This is a genomic window from Roseovarius albus (genome assembly GCF_900172335.1).
GTDB classification, from domain to species: domain Bacteria; phylum Pseudomonadota; class Alphaproteobacteria; order Rhodobacterales; family Rhodobacteraceae; genus Roseovarius; species Roseovarius albus.
This window is the reverse complement of the sequence record NZ_FWFX01000011.1, coordinates 34,503-51,797: the sequence shown is the minus strand read 5'-3', so window position 1 is coordinate 51,797 and position 17,295 is coordinate 34,503. Positions and strand designations below refer to the sequence as shown.

The 17,295-nt window shown below is 55.3% G+C and carries 17 protein-coding genes; 13 read left to right on the top strand and 4 right to left on the bottom strand.

Annotated features, from left to right (window positions below; genetic code table 11):
• Positions 1 to 294: 294 nt before the first annotated feature.
• The 4 genes from ROA7450_RS15465 to ROA7450_RS15450 all read left to right on the top strand — a co-directional run bounded on the left by ROA7450_RS15465 (position 295) and on the right by ROA7450_RS15450 (position 5,127).
• Positions 295 to 1,869 carry a Re/Si-specific NAD(P)(+) transhydrogenase subunit alpha gene (locus ROA7450_RS15465; RefSeq protein WP_085806828.1) on the top strand — a complete coding sequence of 525 codons (1,575 nt, stop codon included), beginning with the start codon at positions 295 to 297 and terminating at the stop codon, positions 1,867 to 1,869.
• A 12-nt stretch (positions 1,870 to 1,881) separates the two neighbouring features.
• The gene (locus ROA7450_RS15460; protein WP_085806827.1) at positions 1,882 to 3,336 is read left to right on the top strand and encodes an NAD(P)(+) transhydrogenase (Re/Si-specific) subunit beta; all 1,455 of its coding nucleotides are present in this window, start codon (positions 1,882 to 1,884) and stop codon (positions 3,334 to 3,336) included.
• Between the two features lie 126 nt (positions 3,337 to 3,462).
• The gene (locus ROA7450_RS15455; RefSeq protein ID WP_085806825.1) at positions 3,463 to 3,891 is read left to right on the top strand and encodes a hypothetical protein; all 429 of its coding nucleotides are present in this window, start codon (positions 3,463 to 3,465) and stop codon (positions 3,889 to 3,891) included.
• A 27-nt stretch (positions 3,892 to 3,918) separates the two neighbouring features.
• Positions 3,919 to 5,127 (top strand): HlyD family secretion protein, encoded by a 1,209-nt coding sequence (locus tag ROA7450_RS15450; RefSeq protein WP_306372435.1) that lies wholly within the window; start codon positions 3,919 to 3,921, stop codon positions 5,125 to 5,127.
• Here ROA7450_RS15450 and ROA7450_RS15445 read toward each other — a convergent pair whose 3' ends face one another.
• The 3 genes from ROA7450_RS15445 to ROA7450_RS15430 all read right to left on the bottom strand — a co-directional run bounded on the left by ROA7450_RS15445 (position 5,128) and on the right by ROA7450_RS15430 (position 8,515).
• Entirely contained in the window at positions 5,128 to 5,934 is an 807-nt protein-coding gene (locus ROA7450_RS15445) for a CE1 family esterase (protein ID WP_085806951.1), read from the bottom strand.
• 556 nt (positions 5,935 to 6,490) lie between these two features.
• A complete protein-coding gene (gene pheS, locus ROA7450_RS15435) occupies positions 6,491 to 7,564 on the bottom strand; it encodes a phenylalanine--tRNA ligase subunit alpha (protein WP_085806819.1) in 1,074 nt (357 codons plus the stop codon).
• Between the two features lie 60 nt (positions 7,565 to 7,624).
• Positions 7,625 to 8,515, bottom strand: coding sequence for a fatty acid desaturase (locus ROA7450_RS15430; RefSeq protein ID WP_234999553.1), 891 nt, complete (start codon positions 8,513 to 8,515; stop codon positions 7,625 to 7,627).
• Positions 8,516 to 8,673: 158 nt separating this feature from the next.
• Between ROA7450_RS15430 and ROA7450_RS15425 the strand changes: the two genes are divergently transcribed.
• The 8 genes from ROA7450_RS15425 to ROA7450_RS15390 all read left to right on the top strand — a co-directional run bounded on the left by ROA7450_RS15425 (position 8,674) and on the right by ROA7450_RS15390 (position 13,945).
• Positions 8,674 to 9,060 (top strand): hypothetical protein, encoded by a 387-nt coding sequence (locus ROA7450_RS15425; protein ID WP_143534489.1) that lies wholly within the window; start codon positions 8,674 to 8,676, stop codon positions 9,058 to 9,060.
• The gene (locus ROA7450_RS15420) at positions 9,044 to 9,634 is read left to right on the top strand and encodes a hypothetical protein (RefSeq protein WP_143534488.1); all 591 of its coding nucleotides are present in this window, start codon (positions 9,044 to 9,046) and stop codon (positions 9,632 to 9,634) included. Before ROA7450_RS15425 ends, ROA7450_RS15420 begins: the two co-directional genes overlap by 17 nt.
• An 11-nt stretch (positions 9,635 to 9,645) precedes the next feature.
• Entirely contained in the window at positions 9,646 to 10,665 is a 1,020-nt protein-coding gene (locus ROA7450_RS15415) for a COG3904 family protein (protein ID WP_085806811.1), read from the top strand.
• A 107-nt stretch (positions 10,666 to 10,772) separates the two neighbouring features.
• Positions 10,773 to 11,549, top strand: coding sequence for an isocitrate lyase/PEP mutase family protein (locus ROA7450_RS15410; protein WP_085806809.1), 777 nt, complete (start codon positions 10,773 to 10,775; stop codon positions 11,547 to 11,549).
• An 84-nt stretch (positions 11,550 to 11,633) separates the two neighbouring features.
• Positions 11,634 to 11,798, top strand: a complete 165-nt coding sequence (locus ROA7450_RS15405) for a hypothetical protein (RefSeq protein WP_200812973.1) — start codon at positions 11,634 to 11,636, stop codon at positions 11,796 to 11,798.
• A 16-nt stretch (positions 11,799 to 11,814) separates the two neighbouring features.
• The gene (locus tag ROA7450_RS15400) at positions 11,815 to 12,507 is read left to right on the top strand and encodes an aspartate/glutamate racemase family protein (RefSeq protein WP_085806807.1); all 693 of its coding nucleotides are present in this window, start codon (positions 11,815 to 11,817) and stop codon (positions 12,505 to 12,507) included.
• Positions 12,508 to 12,820: 313 nt separating this feature from the next.
• A complete protein-coding gene (locus ROA7450_RS15395) occupies positions 12,821 to 13,315 on the top strand; it encodes a transglycosylase SLT domain-containing protein (RefSeq protein ID WP_085806950.1) in 495 nt (164 codons plus the stop codon).
• 60 nt (positions 13,316 to 13,375) lie between these two features.
• Entirely contained in the window at positions 13,376 to 13,945 is a 570-nt protein-coding gene (locus tag ROA7450_RS15390; RefSeq protein ID WP_085806949.1) for an ImuA family protein, read from the top strand.
• On the opposite strand, the gene ROA7450_RS15385 is transcribed toward ROA7450_RS15390, so the two are convergent.
• Positions 13,942 to 14,364 (bottom strand): hypothetical protein, encoded by a 423-nt coding sequence (locus tag ROA7450_RS15385; protein ID WP_143534487.1) that lies wholly within the window; start codon positions 14,362 to 14,364, stop codon positions 13,942 to 13,944. The two genes, ROA7450_RS15390 and ROA7450_RS15385, sit on opposite strands and share 4 nt — an antisense overlap.
• 404 nt (positions 14,365 to 14,768) lie before the next feature.
• Here ROA7450_RS15385 and ROA7450_RS15380 point away from each other — a divergent pair, with 404 nt between their 5' ends.
• Positions 14,769 to 17,279 (top strand): AsmA family protein, encoded by a 2,511-nt coding sequence (locus ROA7450_RS15380; RefSeq protein WP_234999551.1) that lies wholly within the window; start codon positions 14,769 to 14,771, stop codon positions 17,277 to 17,279.
• The last annotated feature ends 16 nt before the right edge of the window (positions 17,280 to 17,295 follow it).

Genomic DNA, 17,295 nt, shown 5'->3' with positions numbered 1-17,295 from the left:
GTGATTCCCTGAGTCTAGGATCTTGGTGAGTTCGATGTTGGTTCTGGTCAAAAAACCGTGTTTGAGCGTCCTTTTTGTATCCAATTGTATCCTAAACGTGGGTTTTGCCGCCGTGTTTAAGGATGAATCCAGATCGCTGCCTAAAATATAGGCATTGGCCCTAGGCATTTAGAAAAACTGGCTGTCGCATCTTTGGAAACGCTGTGAAATAACGACGCCTGAAGCTATGAAGCGACATCTTGTTCAGGGCCCAACATCAGGACAAGACGACGCAAGACACGGAGGGACGCAGTTTTGAAGATCGGAACGCCTAAAGAGGTGATGGACGGTGAGAACCGGGTGGCAATGACACCTGACTCAGCCAAGCAGTTACAAAAGCTGGGATATGAATGCGCGATTGAGACGGGTGCAGGTGCAAGCGCCGGTTTCTCGGATGCAGATTACGAGGCCGCCGGGGTTGAGGTGATCAAGACACCTGCCGCCCTGTGGAAGGCCTGTGATATTGTTACGAAAGTACGTCAGCCAGATGCGACGGAACTGAAGCGTCTGAACAAGGACAAAACGCTGATCTCGTTCTTCAACCCGGGTGGGAATGAAGAGGGGATGGAGTTGGCCAAATCCAAAGGCGCGAATGTGATCGCCATGGAAATGGTGCCACGTATCAGCCGTGCGCAGAAGATGGACGCGCTGTCGTCGATGGCAAACATCGCAGGGTATCGCGCTGTCATTGAGGCCGGGAACAACTTTGGCCGGTTCTTTACCGGTCAGATCACGGCGGCGGGCAAGGTGCCCCCGGCGAAAGTTCTGGTTGTCGGTGCCGGTGTGGCTGGTCTGGCCGCGATTGGCACTTCGACCTCTCTGGGTGCGATCACGCTAGCGTTTGATGTGCGTCCAGAGGTGGCCGAGCAGGTTGAATCGATGGGCGCCGAGTTTGTCTTCCTTGATTTTGAGGAAGAGCAGACCGATGGCGCGGCCACGGGCGGCTATGCCTCGGTGTCTTCGCCAGAGTTCCGCGAGGCGCAGCTGGCCAAGTTCCGTGAACTGGCGCCTGAGGTTGATATCGTCATCACCACGGCCCTGATCCCGAACCGCGAAGCGCCAGAGCTGTGGACCGAAGATATGGTTGCGGCGATGAAGCCGGGCTCTGTTATCGTGGACCTTGCGGCGGAAAAAGGCGGCAACTGTAAGCTGACCGTCATGGACGAGAAGATTGTGACCGACAACGGCGTCACCATTATCGGCTATACCGACTTCCCAAGCCGGATGGCGGCGCAAAGCTCGACGCTTTATGCCACCAACATTCGCCACATGATGACCGACCTGACGCCAGAGAAGGACGGTCAGATCAACCATGACATGGAAGACGACGTTATTCGCGGTGCAACTGTGACGTTTGAAGGTGAAATCACCTTCCCGCCACCGCCGCCGAAAGTGCAGGCGATTGCGGCCCAGCCGAAGGCGGAAGCGCCCAAAGAACTGACCCGCGAAGAGAAACTGGCGCAGGAAGCTGCGGCATTCAAGGCACAAACCAAGAGCCAAGTCACCTTGCTGGGGATTGGGGCTGTGTTGTTGCTGGGTGTGGGCCTGGTGGCGCCGGCCAGCTTTATGCAGCACTTTATCGTGTTTGTTCTGGCGGTCTTTGTCGGCTTCCAAGTGATCTGGAACGTGTCGCACTCGCTGCACACGCCATTGATGGCGGTGACGAATGCGATCTCGTCGATCATCATTCTGGGGGCGTTGATGCAGATTGGCTCAGGCTCGTTCCTGGTGATCTTGCTGGCGGCGCTGTCGGTCTTCATGGCGGGGATCAACATCTTCGGTGGGTTCCTCGTGACACGGCGCATGCTCGCCATGTTCCAAAAGTCGTAAAGGGTCAGAATAATGGATTATGGTTTTACTACAGCCGCTTACGTGGTGGCCGCCGTTCTTTTCATCCTGTCTCTGGGTGGCTTGTCCGGACAAGAAAGCGCCAAACGTGCGGTTTGGTACGGCATTGCGGGCATGGCGCTTGCGGTCTTTGCAACGATTATCGGACCCGGATCTGGCCTGTGGCTTTTGTCGCTGCTGCTGATCGCTGGCGGTGGCTTTATCGGGACTTATGTGGCGCAACGCGTGCAGATGACCGAGATGCCACAGCTGGTTGCGGCGATGCACTCTTTGGTGGGTCTGGCCGCGGTCTTTGTCGGTTTCATCGCACATTTTGAAATTGGCAATGTCGCTGAAGTGATGGCGATTGCGGATTCTGCAAAAGATGCAGATCTTTCGAACCTTGGAACCTTTGCCAAACTTATTGCCAAGAAGACATCGACCGAACTCTCGATCCTTCGGGTGGAACTGTTCCTGGGCATCTTCATCGGTGCGGTGACTTTTACCGGATCCGTGATTGCCTATGGCAAACTGGCGGGCAAGGTGACCTCGGCGGCGGAAAAGCTGCCCGGTGGGCATATCCTGAATGCGTCAGCCGCTGGTTTGTCGCTGATCTGCCTGATCTGGTACTTCAACACTGGTGGTTTCTTCCCGCTGTTCCTGATGACTCTGGCGGCGCTGTTCATCGGCTATCACCTGATCATGGGCATCGGTGGCGCCGACATGCCGGTGGTGGTGTCGATGCTCAACTCGTATTCCGGCTGGGCCGCGGCGGCGATTGGTTTCAGCCTTGGCAACGACCTGTTGATTGTTGTTGGTGCGCTGGTCGGTTCCTCGGGTGCGATCCTGTCTTACATCATGTGTAAGGCGATGAACCGCTCGTTCATCAGCGTGATCCTAGGCGGCTTTGGTGGCCCTGCGGGTGAGCAGATGGCCGTTGAAGGCGAGCAGATCGCGATCGAGGCTGAAGGTGTGGCAGCAGCCCTGAATGAGGCGGATAACATCGTCATTATTCCGGGCTACGGCATGGCCGTGGCACAAGCACAGCAAGCGGTGAGCGAGATCACCAGCAAGCTGCGGGCTAAAGGCAAGAACGTGCGTTTCGCCATCCATCCGGTGGCGGGTCGTCTGCCCGGGCACATGAATGTGCTTCTGGCCGAAGCCAAGGTGCCTTATGACATCGTGCTGGAGATGGATGAGATCAACGATGACTTCCCAGACACAGACGTGGCCATCGTCATCGGGTCAAATGACATCGTGAACCCTGCGGCGCAGGATGACCCAAACAGCCCCATCGCCGGCATGCCGGTTCTGGAGTGCTGGAAGGCGAAACAGGTGTTTGTGTCCAAGCGTGGTCAGGGTACTGGGTACTCCGGCATCGAAAACCCGCTGTTCTACAAAGAGAACACCCGCATGTTCTATGGCGATGCCAAAGACAGCGTCAGCAAATTGATCCCGATGATCGACTGACCAAGCGTTTCAAATTATTAAACAAAAAGACGCCCGGAAACTAATCCGGGCGTTTTTTCTTTTGTTGACGGGCAAAACCTGCACAATAGAAGCGGGATACGAACGTATAAATATTTTGGGGACATTATGGCTGATCAAGCTCATGAGGCGACAGCTCCGCATTTGCCGTTTTATATTACGGCACCCGGAGAAACGGATGTATTATTCGTCGGGATAACAGTTTTTGTCGTGGTTTTGATTTTGTTGCTTGGGGTCTTTTACCTCAAGCTGCATTCATTGCCAGAACAGATGGCGCATCATTCTAACCATACGCAGTTCCAAGTGGTTGCCATCTTGGGGTTAATTGCGCTGTTTACCCATAATAACTTCTTCTGGATTGCAGCGTTGATTTTGGCCTCCATCCAGTTGCCGGATTACGAGGGCTTGCTGACATCGATGTCCGAGTCTCTAAAAAGTATGGCCGAAAAACTCGATTCACGAGAAACCCTCGCGGCTGAAACCGAAACGGTGGCTGCCATGGATGCGCCCGATGAAACCACCAAGGCGGAGGGCTAAGGTATGTTAGAATTTATCTTTTGCTCAATGCTCACGATCTTTCCGGATTACATGTTTCGCCGGTACAGGCAGGGCAAGCGGATTGGTCATGAGATCACGCTGTTTTCTGTCTGGTACGAGCTACGCTATGGCATCGTGACCTGCCTGATGCTGACAATCTCGTTGGTGACGGTCGTCTTCTATTATCACCCATCGACCACCAATGTGTCCTCGTTCTTCAGAACCGTAACCATCTTGTCCGAAAGCGGTGGGCGGGTCGAAGAAGTTTACGTGATCAATAATCAGGAAGTGAATGCAGGTGATCCTTTGTTCTCGCTCGATGCGTCTTCGCAGCGTGCGGCGGTTGAAACAGCTGAGCGCCAAATCGAAGAAGTCTTGGCCCAATTCAATGTGGCGGAAGCCGATCTTGCCGCCGCACGAGGTGTGGTAGCACAAGCAAAAGGCGCCTTGGATCAGGCGAAAGAAGAACTTGCCGTACGGCAGACCTTATTGGACCAGGGCTCAACAGCCGTGAACACGAGAGATGTCGAGAAGCTGGAAAATGTTGTGGAAACTCGGCAAGGGGCGTTGGACGCGGCGAAGGCGCAGCTCAAGGCGGTTGAGGCAGAGGTTGAGATCTCACTGCCGGCTGCCAAAGCAACGGCGCTAGCTTCATTGAAACAGGCGCAGACCGAACTGGAAAAAACGGTGATCTACGCGTTGGTCGACGGCACGGTTGAGCAGTTTGCGCTGCAACCCGGTGATATTGTCAATCCGATCCTGCGCCCGGCTGGTGTTTTGGTGCCGCCGGATGTGGGGGAAGGCCGGTTTCAGGCTGGTTTCAGCCAACTGTCCGCGCAGGTGATCAAGCCGGGGATGCTGGCCGAAATCACCTGCATGTCGCTGCCATTCACGATCATTCCGATGAAAGTTGTCGGGGTGACCGACTATATTCCTTCAGGGCAATTCCGGCCCTCTGATCAGCTATTGGATGTTCAGGACCGGGCACGCCCCGGTACGCTCAACGTCTATATGGAGCCGCTGTTCGAAGGTGGAACCAAGCTGGTGTCACGCGGTAGCAAATGCATTGCGAATGTCTACACCAACAATCATGACCGCCTGCATTCCGAGGAAATGAGCACGGGCAAATGGCTCTTTTTGCACATGGTTGATACCGTTGGCCTTGTCCATGCGGCGATCCTGCGCATTCAAGCGTTGTTGTTGCCGGTTCAAAATCTGGTTCTGACGGGACACTGATCAGGGATAGCTGGGTTTTAACTCCAGCAATTCATCCAGCTGACGTGCGATCCAGCCGCGGGGAATGAAATGCCCGCGGCTGTGGACGTCCAGCGTGACCTTACCTTTGGCGCAACTGTCCCATGTGGTGCGGGTGAAGGTGTCATGTTTGGTGATGCTCCAATCGCCCCGATCAGTGCCGGGGCCGCAGTGGAATTTGGACCGCCACAGGGCCACGGGATAAGTGGTGTCGCCATTCGGGCCAAATGGGAAATCCATCACCGTGTCTGATGTGCCATGGACATGGCGGACCTCTGCCGGGGCTTGGGGGCATTGTACGTATTGGTCCAGCGTTCCCGCGACCGCTAAGAGGGCGGAGACTTGGTTGCCGTTTTCACAGGCATAGCGCCAGGCCATGGCGGAGCCAAAGGAGTAGCCCGAGACGTAGATTTTGCTTTGGTCGATGGGATAGCGCTTGGCGACATCCTTCAGCACGGCCTGCGCAAAGGGCACGTCTTCGGTTTCCGGGCGCCAGAAGTTCCAGCTTTTGCCCAGCCCGTTGGGGGCGACCAGCAGCACGCCGCGCTTGCGCGTGGCCCCGGCGATGCGACCATGTTTGACGATCAGAGTGCCCTGTCGCGCCCAGCCGTGGAAGTGCAGCAGCACGGGCAGGGGGGATGTGCCGTCCCAGCTGTCGGGTTCCAGCACATGGTAAGAGCGGTCACCGAGGGGGCAGGGCACCTCGGCATGGCAGGTGCCCTCTTGCAGGCCCACGGCAAAGGCCGGTGTGGCAGACAGGAAAAGGGCAAAAAGGGCATTACGTATCATGCGCCCAGACATGGCGGATCAGATGTGTAATGTCATGTCACATCTCTGTGGGGGCACGCGCCTGTAGGTCGGGCTTCAACCCAGTCCCTCTTTACAACACCCGGCCAAGCCAGACCGCGGGATGGCGATGTGTGGGTTCGTAGGCCGGTTTATTTGTGCCAAATCCGTGAGAGGAGGTGCGTGCCGTACCCATTGCAAAATCGCCAGCCCTTGCGGGCGGTCTGGCGATACGCGCGGCGGCCTGCGGCCTTGATTCCGCGCTATTTCTTTTTGAATGAAGTCTGAGTATTTGGGGTGTGTATCGACTTGTCTGTCTGCCACTGTTTTTCAAAATGTTTGATCCGGCCCCAGACGAACAAGAGAAAAGCCGCAACTATCGTGGTGTGAGAAATTGCAAAATATGCCCCTAAATATGGCATGGATAGCATGTACAACGGGGGAATAGACGCAATGACGCTGAATGAAAAATATAGGATTACCCGCCACAACGGAGGGTGTGAAGGCACATCCATACACCAGTTGTAATAGCGGGCAATCTGGGTGCCCAGAAACCACATTACCAGCTCAAACCACCATGCAACGTTGGCACGTCGAGGGCCGAGAAGCCGTAGTGGCGCAGCCAGCGCAGGTCGGAATCAAAGAAGGCGCGCAGGTCGGGGATGCCGTATTTCAGCATGGCGATGCGGTCAATGCCGACGCCAAAGGCAAAGCCCTGATATTCGTTGGGGTCGATGTTGGCGGCTTCCAGTACCTTGGGGTGGACCATGCCCGAACCCAGAACCTCAAGCCAGTCGTCGCCTTCGCCCACTTTGACGGTGCCGCCTTCCCAGGAACAGCGGATGTCAACCTCGGCCGAAGGCTCGGTGAAGGGGAAGTGCGAGGCGCGGAAGCGCAGCTCGACATCGTCGACCTCAAAGAAGGCTTTGACGAACTCTTCCAACACCCATTTCAGGTTGGCCATGGAGATGTCTTTGTCGATGGCCAGCCCTTCGACCTGATGGAACATTGGCGTGTGGGTCTGATCGTAATCGGCGCGATAGACGCGGCCCGGGGCGATCACGCGGATGGGCGCGCCTTGGGCTTGCATCGAGCGGATCTGTACCGGCGACGTGTGCGTGCGCAACACGTGTGGCGGGCGCTCGTCGCCCTCGGCCCGGTGGGTGTAAAATGTGTCCATCTCCGCGCGGGCCGGGTGGTGGCCGGGGATGTTCAGGGCGTCAAAGTTGAACCAGTCGCTTTCCAACTGCGGCCCCTCGGCCACGGCAAAGCCCATGTCGGCAAAGATCGCGGTGACCTCCTCAGTCACCTGACTGATCGGGTGAATGGTGCCGCGGCGCTCGGTCCGCGCGGGCAGGGTCACGTCCAGGCATTCGGTGCGCAGGCGTTCGTCCAGCGCGGCATCGGCCAAGCCAGCCTTCTTTGCGGCCAGCGCCGAGTTGATCTCATCCTTGAGCGCATTCAACGCGGGGCCAGCAACCTGACGCTCTTCCGGTGTCATCTTACCCAACTCACGCATCTTCAGGCTGACTTCGCCCTTTTTGCCAACGGCCTGCACGCGCAGCTCTTCGAGCGCGTTTTCATCGGCAGCATCGGCGATTGCGGTCAGATATTTGTTCTTGAGATCGTCCATTGGGCATACCTGTATCAGCGTCAAATGCGAGTTACCCCGCTTGCGGCGGCTGTGCAAGCTCTAGCGCAAGTTGGCGAGGTATTCTTTGGTGAACTCGCGGTATCCGCCAGAGGTTACCTGATGGTGGCCCTGCATGTGATCATGCAGATCGGGCAGTTTGTGGAACGGGACCTGCGGAAGGGTGTGATGTTCGACATGATAGGGCATGTTCCATGCCAGAAAGCGCACAATCCGGTTGGTATAGGTAGTGCGGGTGTTTTCGAACATGTTGGCGACAAAGGCGCAGCGGCCGTGTTCGGCCAACAGATACAGCCTCAGGAACGGCTGGCCCAGCAGGCAGGGCAGTAGCCAGACCCACCACAACAGCTGTGTCACAAACAGGCTGGCAAGTGCGACGCCATAGATCACCAGCATGTATTTCGCCTCCATTCTGACGCGTACACGAGCGCGTTCAGGGACGTAATCGCCAGGTTCGCGTCCAAAGGCGTTGCCGATGGTTTTGTCGATGGTGTCGACCCAATAGGGGATGCCGGTGATATGGACAATGTAGTTGCCAAGGCCCTCGGGCTTGGCCCCAGCGATCAGCTCGGGGTCTTTGCCGGGGATGTTGGTAAAGCGGTGATGCGCCAGATGGAAATAGCGGAACCATTCAAAGGGCAGAAAGATCATCAAGCCGCAGATGCGCCCGACCCATTCGTTGATCCAGACGGTTTTGAAGGGGGTTTTGTGCGTGGCTTCATGTTCCAACGTGAACAGAAAGCAAATGGCGATGCCCTGTACCACCAATGCCAGTTGCCACAGGGGCCAGCCAAAGGCGATCCAGCAGCCGAGGAATAAGATCAACCCTAAATGCCCGGCCAGATGACGCAGGCCCGGCGCATCCTCGGCTGTGTTCAGGGCCGAGAGCATTTCGCGGGGCAGGGATAAGACAAAGGCTTTGTGATCGGTCATTGGAGGCATGCTGGCATATATGGTTGGGCATACTCAGCAGGAGCAAAGGACATATGTCAATACTGGTGACGCATTGTCTGCGCACTTGAGAGGGATGCCTATTGACAGAAGCGCGCGCTATGCTCTTCTTTGTGCAGAGATTTATCAAAGAGGGCCCAATGCATCCTAACAGATTATCTGTTTTCATTGCGTCAATGATGCTGATGCCGGTTGCTGGTGTCGCAGAAGATGACAGCCATTTCCTGATCACAGGCGAACGTCTGGCTTGCGTCATGTCGCACAGCGCGGACTACAGTTTTGACAGTGGTGATGTGGCGTTTATCGCGGTTGAGGATTGCTCAGGCGATGGCGGTGGACAGGTGAGCCTTGCAAACATGGTCTTGAACAGCGCGCCGGATGTCTCGGTTGCGGATGATCAGGCGCCGGATGCTGTGGTAGCACTGAGCAAGGACGATCTGGCCTGTTTGGCGAATTTGGATGTCGCCGGCGCGGATGCGCTTTATGCCTTCTATCCGAATGGGTGCCGTCTTGAACAAAAAGACTGAGGCCGGGCCGCAGGAGAGCGAACCCCAGACCGAGGCGGACAAACCTTCCCGATTTGACAGCATGGCCAAGGTGGTGACCTTGGTGATCGCGGTCTTTGGTGTCGCGCAATATGTCTATGACCGCGTCGATGCGCGGGCCAGTGGCAAGAAAAGCCGCTCAATCTCCTACATCGAACAATATGCCAATGCCGACATGCTGGAAGCGCGTCATGCGCTGGCGGAGTTTTGGGCCGGGCAGGGCGATTTGGTGGGTATTTTCCGCAATACCAGCGTGTCAGAGCGCGCCTATGAGGCTCTGCTGGATGCCAGTGTGTTCCGGGCGGGCCGTGATGCCGATATTCAGCGTGCATTACTGCAGGTGGATAGTTTTTACACGCAGGTGGGGTTCTGCCGGTCCAGCGGGCTGTGTGAGGCGGGGCTTCTGGATGACTATTTCTGCGAGACCGCGCGTAAATACGCCTTTGTCTATGGTCCGTTTTTTGACCGGATTTCCGACAAGACCGGGGACAGTGGCGTAGGGCGGGAGCTGTCAGCCTATGCAGTGGAGTGTGCGACTGTAGATCCGGCCAGTTAGGAGAATTCAACGTGTCCAAACTTTCTGTCTTGGGTGGGATTGCAGTCGCTTTGCTGGCGTTGGGCGGTTTCGCGTACGCGGGGGAATGGCGGCACACAGGGGTCACCGATGGTTCTGCTTGCGTGCTGAAATTCGAAGGGGCTGTGACGACAGGGGATGCGCAGGCCTTGGAGCTGGCAATTGAGAGGTTTGAGGCTGAGATAACGAAGACCAACCAATTCTACTATATGGCCGATTACCCCTATGACAGCGTGTGTCTGAACAGCGAAGGCGGTAATTTCGCCGAAGGCGTGAAAATGGCGCAGGTGTTGAACCGCGCGGGATATGGCACACTGGTCGAAGCAGGGGATGTCTGCATGTCGGCCTGTGCCGTGGCTTTTATGGGCGGCAGTTATCACTCGGAATCTGATCGCGGGGTCCAGCCCAAACGTGCCCTGCACCCTACTGCGCGTCTGGGGTTTCATTCGCCGTCGCTGAATGTCCCCAAAAGCCAATATTCCGAGGCGATTGTCGCCGATGCCTATGCGGCGGCGCTGGGTTCAATCGCCGAGCTGCAGAAGGTTGCGGATGAGATCCGTTTCCCGCGCTCTCTGCTGGTTGAGATGTTGGGCACCCCGCCCAGTGACATGATGTTTGTTGAAACCGTGGGGCAGGCCACGCGGTGGCGGATGATCGTGGCGGATGTGCAGCCGGTGACAGATGTGCAGGCGTCGCATATGGAAAACGCCTGCGAGAACATTGACGCGGGACTGTTGGATGAGGATCCGCGCGAGTGGGGGTTTTATCTAGTCGAGGGTGGGGATCCCTATACGCTCAGGAATGAAGGCGGAACTGAGTGGGCCGGGGAGTACACTGGTTTTCGGCAAGAAGCGGCTACGCCGTGTTCGTTTTACTACAATGCGCGTGTCGCGACGGACCGCCTGCACGTGACCAATCATCAGGGGCTGGTGGAATTGGTCGAATGGGTGGATCTGCATGCCTATCAGCTGTTTGCCCCGGAGACACGACTGACAGAATTACCTGTGCGGTAGTGCCAAAGATTTTACCTTCGTTCGGGCCATTCAAGGTTGTCGAATAGTTTTTAGCTCTGCAGTGTTGTGTGTGATTGAGATCAGTTTGAAAAAGATCGGAATTTGAAATGACGACACAAATCGAAAAAGCCAAGGCTTTTGCCACTCTGCATGTCAAAGGCCAGCCAGTGATCCTGTTCAACATCTGGGATGCAGGCAGCGCCAGTGTGGTGGCGGAGGCCGGGGCGGCAGCGATTGCCACGGGCAGTGCGCCGGTGGCCATGGCGCAGGGCTACGGCGATGGGCAGAACATGCCACTGGAGGAAGCATTGGCCAATGCGGCGCGGATCGTTGGCGCGGTCGACTTGCCGGTCTCGCTGGACTTTGAGGGGGCCTATGCGGTGGAGGCCGAGGGCATCAAGGCCAATGTCACGCGTGCCTTGGAAACGGGTGTGGTCGGGTTCAATTTCGAGGATCAGGTGGTTGGTACTTCAGACCTGCACGCGGTAGATGTGCAGGCGGCCCGCGTGCGTGTCATGCGCGACGCCTGTGATGCCGCGGGTGTGCCCGCCTATATCAACGCGCGCACGGATTTGTTTTTGAAAGCCGCGCCCGAGGATCATTCTGAGGCGATGCTGGAGGAGGCGATCACTCGTGCCAAGGCCTTTGCCGACGCAGGCGCCAGCGGGTTCTTTGCCCCGGCGCTCAAGGATGAAGCGATGATTGCGCGGCTGTGCGCGGCCACGGATTTACCAGTGAACATCATCGCCTTGCCGGGCACGCCCGAAAACAGCCGTCTGGCAGATCTGGGCGTCGCGCGGATCAGCTATGGCCCGGTGCCGTACAAGAAAATGGTGTCTTGGCTGGGCGATCAAGCAGAGGCGGCGCTGGGCAGCTTGGGCTGAAGAAGCACCAGATTGGCTGCATATTGAATTGACCGAGAGGGACTTTGCCCCTCTCATGGGTTATAGCCGTCTTCCCAGCTCTCGATGGATGCGCCGATGCCTTTGGAAATGACCGACGAAAATCCGATGATCCCTTATCAACCGCCGATGCCAGCGGACGCCTTGCCTGAGATCGTGGTGCCGGATGCGGTGGCGGCAGATGATGACCGGATGTGGGTACAACAGACCGAGCGACGTATTAGGCAATGATCGGAAGGAAGCTAAGATGCATATCGGACTGATTGGCGGAATCGGACCTGCCGCAACTATTGAGTATTATCGGCGGTTGGTTGAGCTTTTTAAAGCAGAAGACCTGCCTTTGAAGCTGACGATTGCCCATGCCGATGTGTCCGTTCTGGCAAAGAACGCCCCGGCGGATCGCAGAGATGAACAGGCCGAAGTGTTTGCAGGACATCTCAGGCAGCTCAAAGCCGCGGGCTGTGACGTGGCCAGCATAACTGCACTGACCGGGCATTTCTGTTTTGACGAGGTCAAGGCCTTGTCGCCCCTGCCGTTGATGAGTGCGATAGAGCCAATAGATTTCTATTGTGCTCAGAACGGCATTAATCGCGTAGGTTTGCTGGGCAGCCCGCCGGTTTTGCAAACCCGGCTTTTCAGGTGCTTGCAGCAGGTTGAAGCGATTGTACCGGAAGAAGGCTTGGTCGGGTTGGGGGACACTTATATGCGGGTTGCGCTGTCCGGTGAGTGTACTGATGCGGACCGGGACATACTGTTTGCAGCGGGGCAGGGCATGATTGCCACTCAGCAGGCCGATGCGATTTTGCTGGCAGGAACCGACCTGGGTTTAGCCTTTGATGGACGGGACCCCGGCTATCCGGTGATCGATGCTCTGGAAATCCACGTCGCGGCAATGGCTGAACTGGTGAAAAATGAGCAGGTGGCTTTGCGATCCCACTAGATGGAGAGCGCTTTGTGCTCCAAAAACCATTTCCAGCGCGGGGGCACACCTGCAGTTTTCGAGTATATGAATTGTTAGTCCTGCATCTTCCTGAGTGCGGTTAATAATGCATGCCTTGCTCTTGTTGCGGGGTAGTTATTCTTTGTACATTCGGATGCCCAAATACTGGCAGGGAGGCGTTACGGGTAGTTTTGTATTGGGACGCGCGCCATGAACAATTTGAGTGAATTATTGCCAGAAGGCCTTCGGATTAATTCGGGAGCTTGCCCAATTGACCGAGGCTGTTATGGACAGTGAAAAACGGAGTGGCGATATGCAATTCAAATGGGGTGTTCTGTGGCTAGCTTTGGTGCTGTCGGCCTGTGGAGGCGGGCAAAAAGATACGGTGGATCGGGTTGGTCTTTACCCCGGTGAAACCCCTGAAATCCGCCTGTTGATCAATGAATATGCCGACCTGTACGAGGTGCCGCGCCCCTTGGTACACAAGGTGATCCAGCGGGAAAGTGATTATCGCCCGCATGCCCGCAACGGGCCGTATTACGGAATGATGCAGATCCTGCCAGCGACGGCCGGGCAAATGGGATTCAAGGGCAAGCCGAATGACCTCTTGGATGCAGAAACCAACCTGCGTTGGGCGGTGAAATACCTGCGCGGGGCTTGGTTGGTGTCTGATGGTAATATGGACGAGGCGGTGATGTGGTACGCCCGCGGTTATTACTATGAGGCGCGTGATCGCTGCCAATTGGTCGAAACCGGCCTGCTGAACCGTGAGATTGCCAAACATTGCCGGGGAAAGGCCCAGCTCTAAGAGCAGACTTGCGACTCTGAGGCTTTGAAGTCCGGCATTGGTTTGGCTAAATTGGCTGTCATGCGATTAGATCTTTCGACACATTTTCCCTTGCGAAAAGCCCGCGTGCACGAGGTGTGCGGCAGTGCTGCTACTGGATTTGCGGCCATTGCGGCTTCTTTTGGTCAGGGCAATGTTTTGTGGATTCGCCAAGCTTGGCGTGCTGAGACGCTTAACCCCACTGGACTGGTGTCGTTGCTGGATCCGGCACAGGTGTTGCTGGCGCAGGCGAAGGATCAGACTGAAGCCCTGGCCGTGATGGAAGAGGCGTTGCGTGACGGCAGTGTGGCTTGTGTCGTGATTGAGCTGAATCAACCCCTGAGCCTGACCGCCGGGCGACGGTTGCAATTGGCGGCGAAGGAGGGACAGGCGACCGGGATTTGCTTGATTTCAGAGGGCATGGGCAGCAATGCTGCTGAAACCCGTTGGCGATGTGAGCCAGTGTTTGATCCTGCGCATAGCGACACGCCTCTGATGCGTTGGTCTCTAATCAAGAATAAATCGGGATCCTTATCCGACTGGCACATTCGATGGGACGGGCAGAAAACCCGCCCGGCGGACCGGCTCGTTATGGTTTCCGCGCCTGCCTAGTTGCCCCAGAGCCAGCCTTCTGGGCGGCTGTCTGAATAGGAAACCGTGTCGCCGGGATCGACCAAGACATCATTGTAAAGGGCTTTTTGATAGTTCTCTACAGACTCGTCCAGCGCAACGTCGCTTTGCGATGTCATCAGATACTCACAATATGCTGTGATCATCAGGTCGGCGATTATAGTTTCCGGATTGCCGGGAAGACTATCCCGAAGCTCGCCTGCCAATAATTTGGTTTCAATTGTGCTATCAGAAGCAATTCCAACTTCTTGAACCAATCTTGCTTGGTTGATGTTGGCTCCCGAACCCTCGGGTTGGATGACATCAAGTACACCGGACATCGGAGCACATTCGCCAGTGCTCGCTAAAGTGGCGTTCGGAAGCAAAGCCGCAGCGGTCAGAATGATAAATGCACGTTTCATTTTTAACATCGGATATATCCCAAATTTTCAGTACTCTAAAAAATCGCAGTTTCACGGCTCAAGATACTGATACTCGCTTATAGCCTGTTCAGTATGCTTTATAGAGTGTTACACCATCAAGCATGAATTCGGCTTTGTGCATTTGTCTCTTCTCCGAAACACAGAAAGCTTGAGCTGATCCAGAAGTTTTCCGCGTCAATTTCACGCGTAAAAGTGGTGTGTTTTCAACTATTCGGCCTATACTTGGACGTATTAAGTCAACAGGTGCCCATTTGACCATGAAATCGATCAAGCGTTTTGCAATCGTGACTGTAATATTCGCAGGGCTAATGATCCTGTTAATATGGCTATTGGCATTCTCGATATTTTTTGCAGAACCAAGAGGGCTGCTCGTCGCTCGGATTTTGTCGGAACGTCTGAATCAAAACGTCAGCATCGTTGGCGGCGTTGATCTCTCTATTGATGAGAGATTGTTTGTTGTGGCCAAAGATCTGATCGTTTCGACCGATACCACAGCCAGCGCGGATCTGGTGAAGGTCGATAAACTTGGCTTTGCACTCGATTGGCGGGCCATGCTGAGTAAAGAGGTCCGGCTGAGCGACGTGCACGCCGATGGCGCAAAGATTGAGATGCGTTCGGGAGGACATGATTCCACAGCCCCCCCTGAAACGGATTCAGCGGATCAGGATGCAAAAGGATTTGAATTTTCGAGCCTGAGCGAAACCTTGCAGGAGGTGATAACAGATCGCCAGATAAAGCTCTCTGACTTCGAGCTGATCTATCAAAACGCCGACAACGGGCTTGATTTTGACTTGCAACTCTCGACAGCTGTCGCCGCTCAAAAAGAAGTTGGAGCGCCATGGACGCTGACCGCCAAGGGCAATCTGAATGAGCAAGACCTTTCGCTTGAAGGGACATTCCAGGCCAATCAACCGTTCTCAATCACGGCAACGTCCGACCAGATTGATTTGCAGATTGACGGTGCCCCAGCCCCCGATGGGTATGGATCCGGGTTCACGGCGAAAATTTCCACCGAAGTTCGTGAGCTGGCTGAGCTATTGGATATTCTCAAGCTTCAAAAAACGATTTCTGGGAAAGGGACCGCGAATGCGACTTTCAACTCGTTGAACGGCAAGCAGAGCCTTGGCGGGCTTGACCTGAAGGTGTCGCTTGACAGCGGTGAAAGTGTCACTCTTACCGGTGATCTTGGGGAGTTGCGTGATTTAAACGATGCGACCCTTGAGGTGGATATCAGTCTCTATCCTTCGGATCAGATGCCGTCACCTGCAAAGCTGCGTCGCGATCTGAAGTTGACCGGTTTTGAAATGGATCTGACGGCGCAGCCTGATGGCATCCCGCTGCGCAAGATGAAAGTCCAGACCAACGGATTTGTTCTTAATACCCATGGCAAAGGGGCGCCCCCGATCACGGTTTCACAAATCAAGATCACATCCGATGGTTTATTGGACTTAGGCAAGGTGGGATTGCGCATCGGGCCGCCCGGTTCTTACTTTGTCGTGTTCGACGGCTCTATTGGTGATGCTTTTCAAGTAAAGGACATCGAATTTGATGCGACGATAGACCTGCCCACAGTCATACTGCTGAAGCCAGGGCAGTTCCAGAATTCGGAAATGTTGGGCAAGGTGGTTGGAGGGTTCCACCTGAGTGGCGACAGCAAAACACTGGCACTTTCCAATTTTACGGCAAAATCCCAAGGCACCGATGTGTTGCAACTGGATGTCACGGCTGCATCGGGCAATTTGCTCAAGCTCTCGGACAATACATTTGATGTTACAGCGGATGTGCCTTCCGGCGCAAAACTGCTCTCCGCGTTGAAACTTCCCCCGGTCTCAACAGGAAAAATCAAATTCGGTACCAAGCTTTCGAACGACGGGACAAAATGGCAGTCGCAGACACAGCTATCTGTCGCGAAATCAGATCTGAACATGTCCTTGACCGCAAAGCTCGATCAATCGCCCCCCCATATGGGGGGGCAGATCACAAGCAGCCTTGTCAGATTGATTGATGTAAAACACATCACCGCAATGATCCGCGAATTGAGCCCCTCGGATGGGGGCAAGAAAAAACCGGACAGCATATTCAGCAACGTGACGCTTGAGCCTGTGACCACACAAATGCTGCAATCGGGCTTAGATATGGATGTGGCGATAGATCTTAAAAAGATCGAAGGTGTGGTCGGCACATCAGCCGTCAAAACCGAATTCATCTTGAAAATTGACAAGGCCCAGCTTGGGCCGGTAAAGTTTGAATATGACGGTGGCCACTTCGATGTGACTGGCTCGGTTGATCTCAAAAATCATCCCGATATCGTCAAAGTCAAAGGAAACGCAGGCGGATGGAACTTTGGCACCATTCTCAAAGAGTTACATATCAAAAAGCGTGGCAGTGGGATCCTAAACGCGACGTTCAATCTTTCTGGAGCCCATAAGTCAATCAAGGGGTTTACCGACACCGCATCAGGCAACATCTTGGTTTCAATGCGAAACGGAAAAATCCACACCCGATTGATAAACTTGGCGGGGCTGGGTGTCTTTCCTTGGCTGTTTACGGACGCCCATGGCAAGGTTGCGCCGATCGCATGTTTGCGCGCTCCACTGCGATTTGATCGCGGAAATATCACCATCCGAGAGGCCGCGCTTGAAACTGACAAGGTGCAAGTGGTTGTCAATGGAGATGTGAATTTAGGGAAAGAAACAATCGACGTGACAGGAGAGCCGCGCCCCATTGGCAAGCCACTGTCGCGAAGCCCATGGCCGTTTGTTGTCTCCGGTTCCCTTAAGCATCCGAAGCTTGGGTTAAAGAAAGGCTCGCATCGGCAACGGCGATCTGATGGCAAAACAACTCCGCCAGAACACAGAAAGCACTGTATTCCGGATATTCTCCAACTTCACTAGATCTTGCGTTAGTTAA

Bases quoted from the DNA above. Each gene is read 5' to 3' on its own strand.
- ROA7450_RS15455 (WP_085806825.1), top strand. From the start codon at position 3,463: ATGGCTGATCAAGCTCATGAGGCGACAGCTCCGCATTTGCCGTTTTAT.
- ROA7450_RS15400 (WP_085806807.1), top strand. From the start codon at position 11,815: ATGCATATCGGACTGATTGGCGGAATCGGACCTGCCGCAACTATTGAG.
- ROA7450_RS15385 (WP_143534487.1), bottom strand. From the start codon at position 14,364: ATGAAACGTGCATTTATCATTCTGACCGCTGCGGCTTTGCTTCCGAAC.
- ROA7450_RS15445 (WP_085806951.1), bottom strand. From the start codon at position 5,934: ATGATACGTAATGCCCTTTTTGCCCTTTTCCTGTCTGCCACACCGGCC.
- ROA7450_RS15390 (WP_085806949.1), top strand. From the start codon at position 13,376: ATGCGATTAGATCTTTCGACACATTTTCCCTTGCGAAAAGCCCGCGTG.
- ROA7450_RS15395 (WP_085806950.1), top strand. From the start codon at position 12,821: ATGCAATTCAAATGGGGTGTTCTGTGGCTAGCTTTGGTGCTGTCGGCC.
- ROA7450_RS15430 (WP_234999553.1), bottom strand. From the start codon at position 8,515: ATGACCGATCACAAAGCCTTTGTCTTATCCCTGCCCCGCGAAATGCTC.
- ROA7450_RS15425 (WP_143534489.1), top strand. From the start codon at position 8,674: ATGCATCCTAACAGATTATCTGTTTTCATTGCGTCAATGATGCTGATG.
- ROA7450_RS15405 (WP_200812973.1), top strand. From the start codon at position 11,634: ATGGATGCGCCGATGCCTTTGGAAATGACCGACGAAAATCCGATGATC.
- ROA7450_RS15410 (WP_085806809.1), top strand. From the start codon at position 10,773: ATGACGACACAAATCGAAAAAGCCAAGGCTTTTGCCACTCTGCATGTC.
- ROA7450_RS15460 (WP_085806827.1), top strand. From the start codon at position 1,882: ATGGATTATGGTTTTACTACAGCCGCTTACGTGGTGGCCGCCGTTCTT.
- pheS (WP_085806819.1), bottom strand. From the start codon at position 7,564: ATGGACGATCTCAAGAACAAATATCTGACCGCAATCGCCGATGCTGCC.
- ROA7450_RS15450 (WP_306372435.1), top strand. From the start codon at position 3,919: ATGCTCACGATCTTTCCGGATTACATGTTTCGCCGGTACAGGCAGGGC.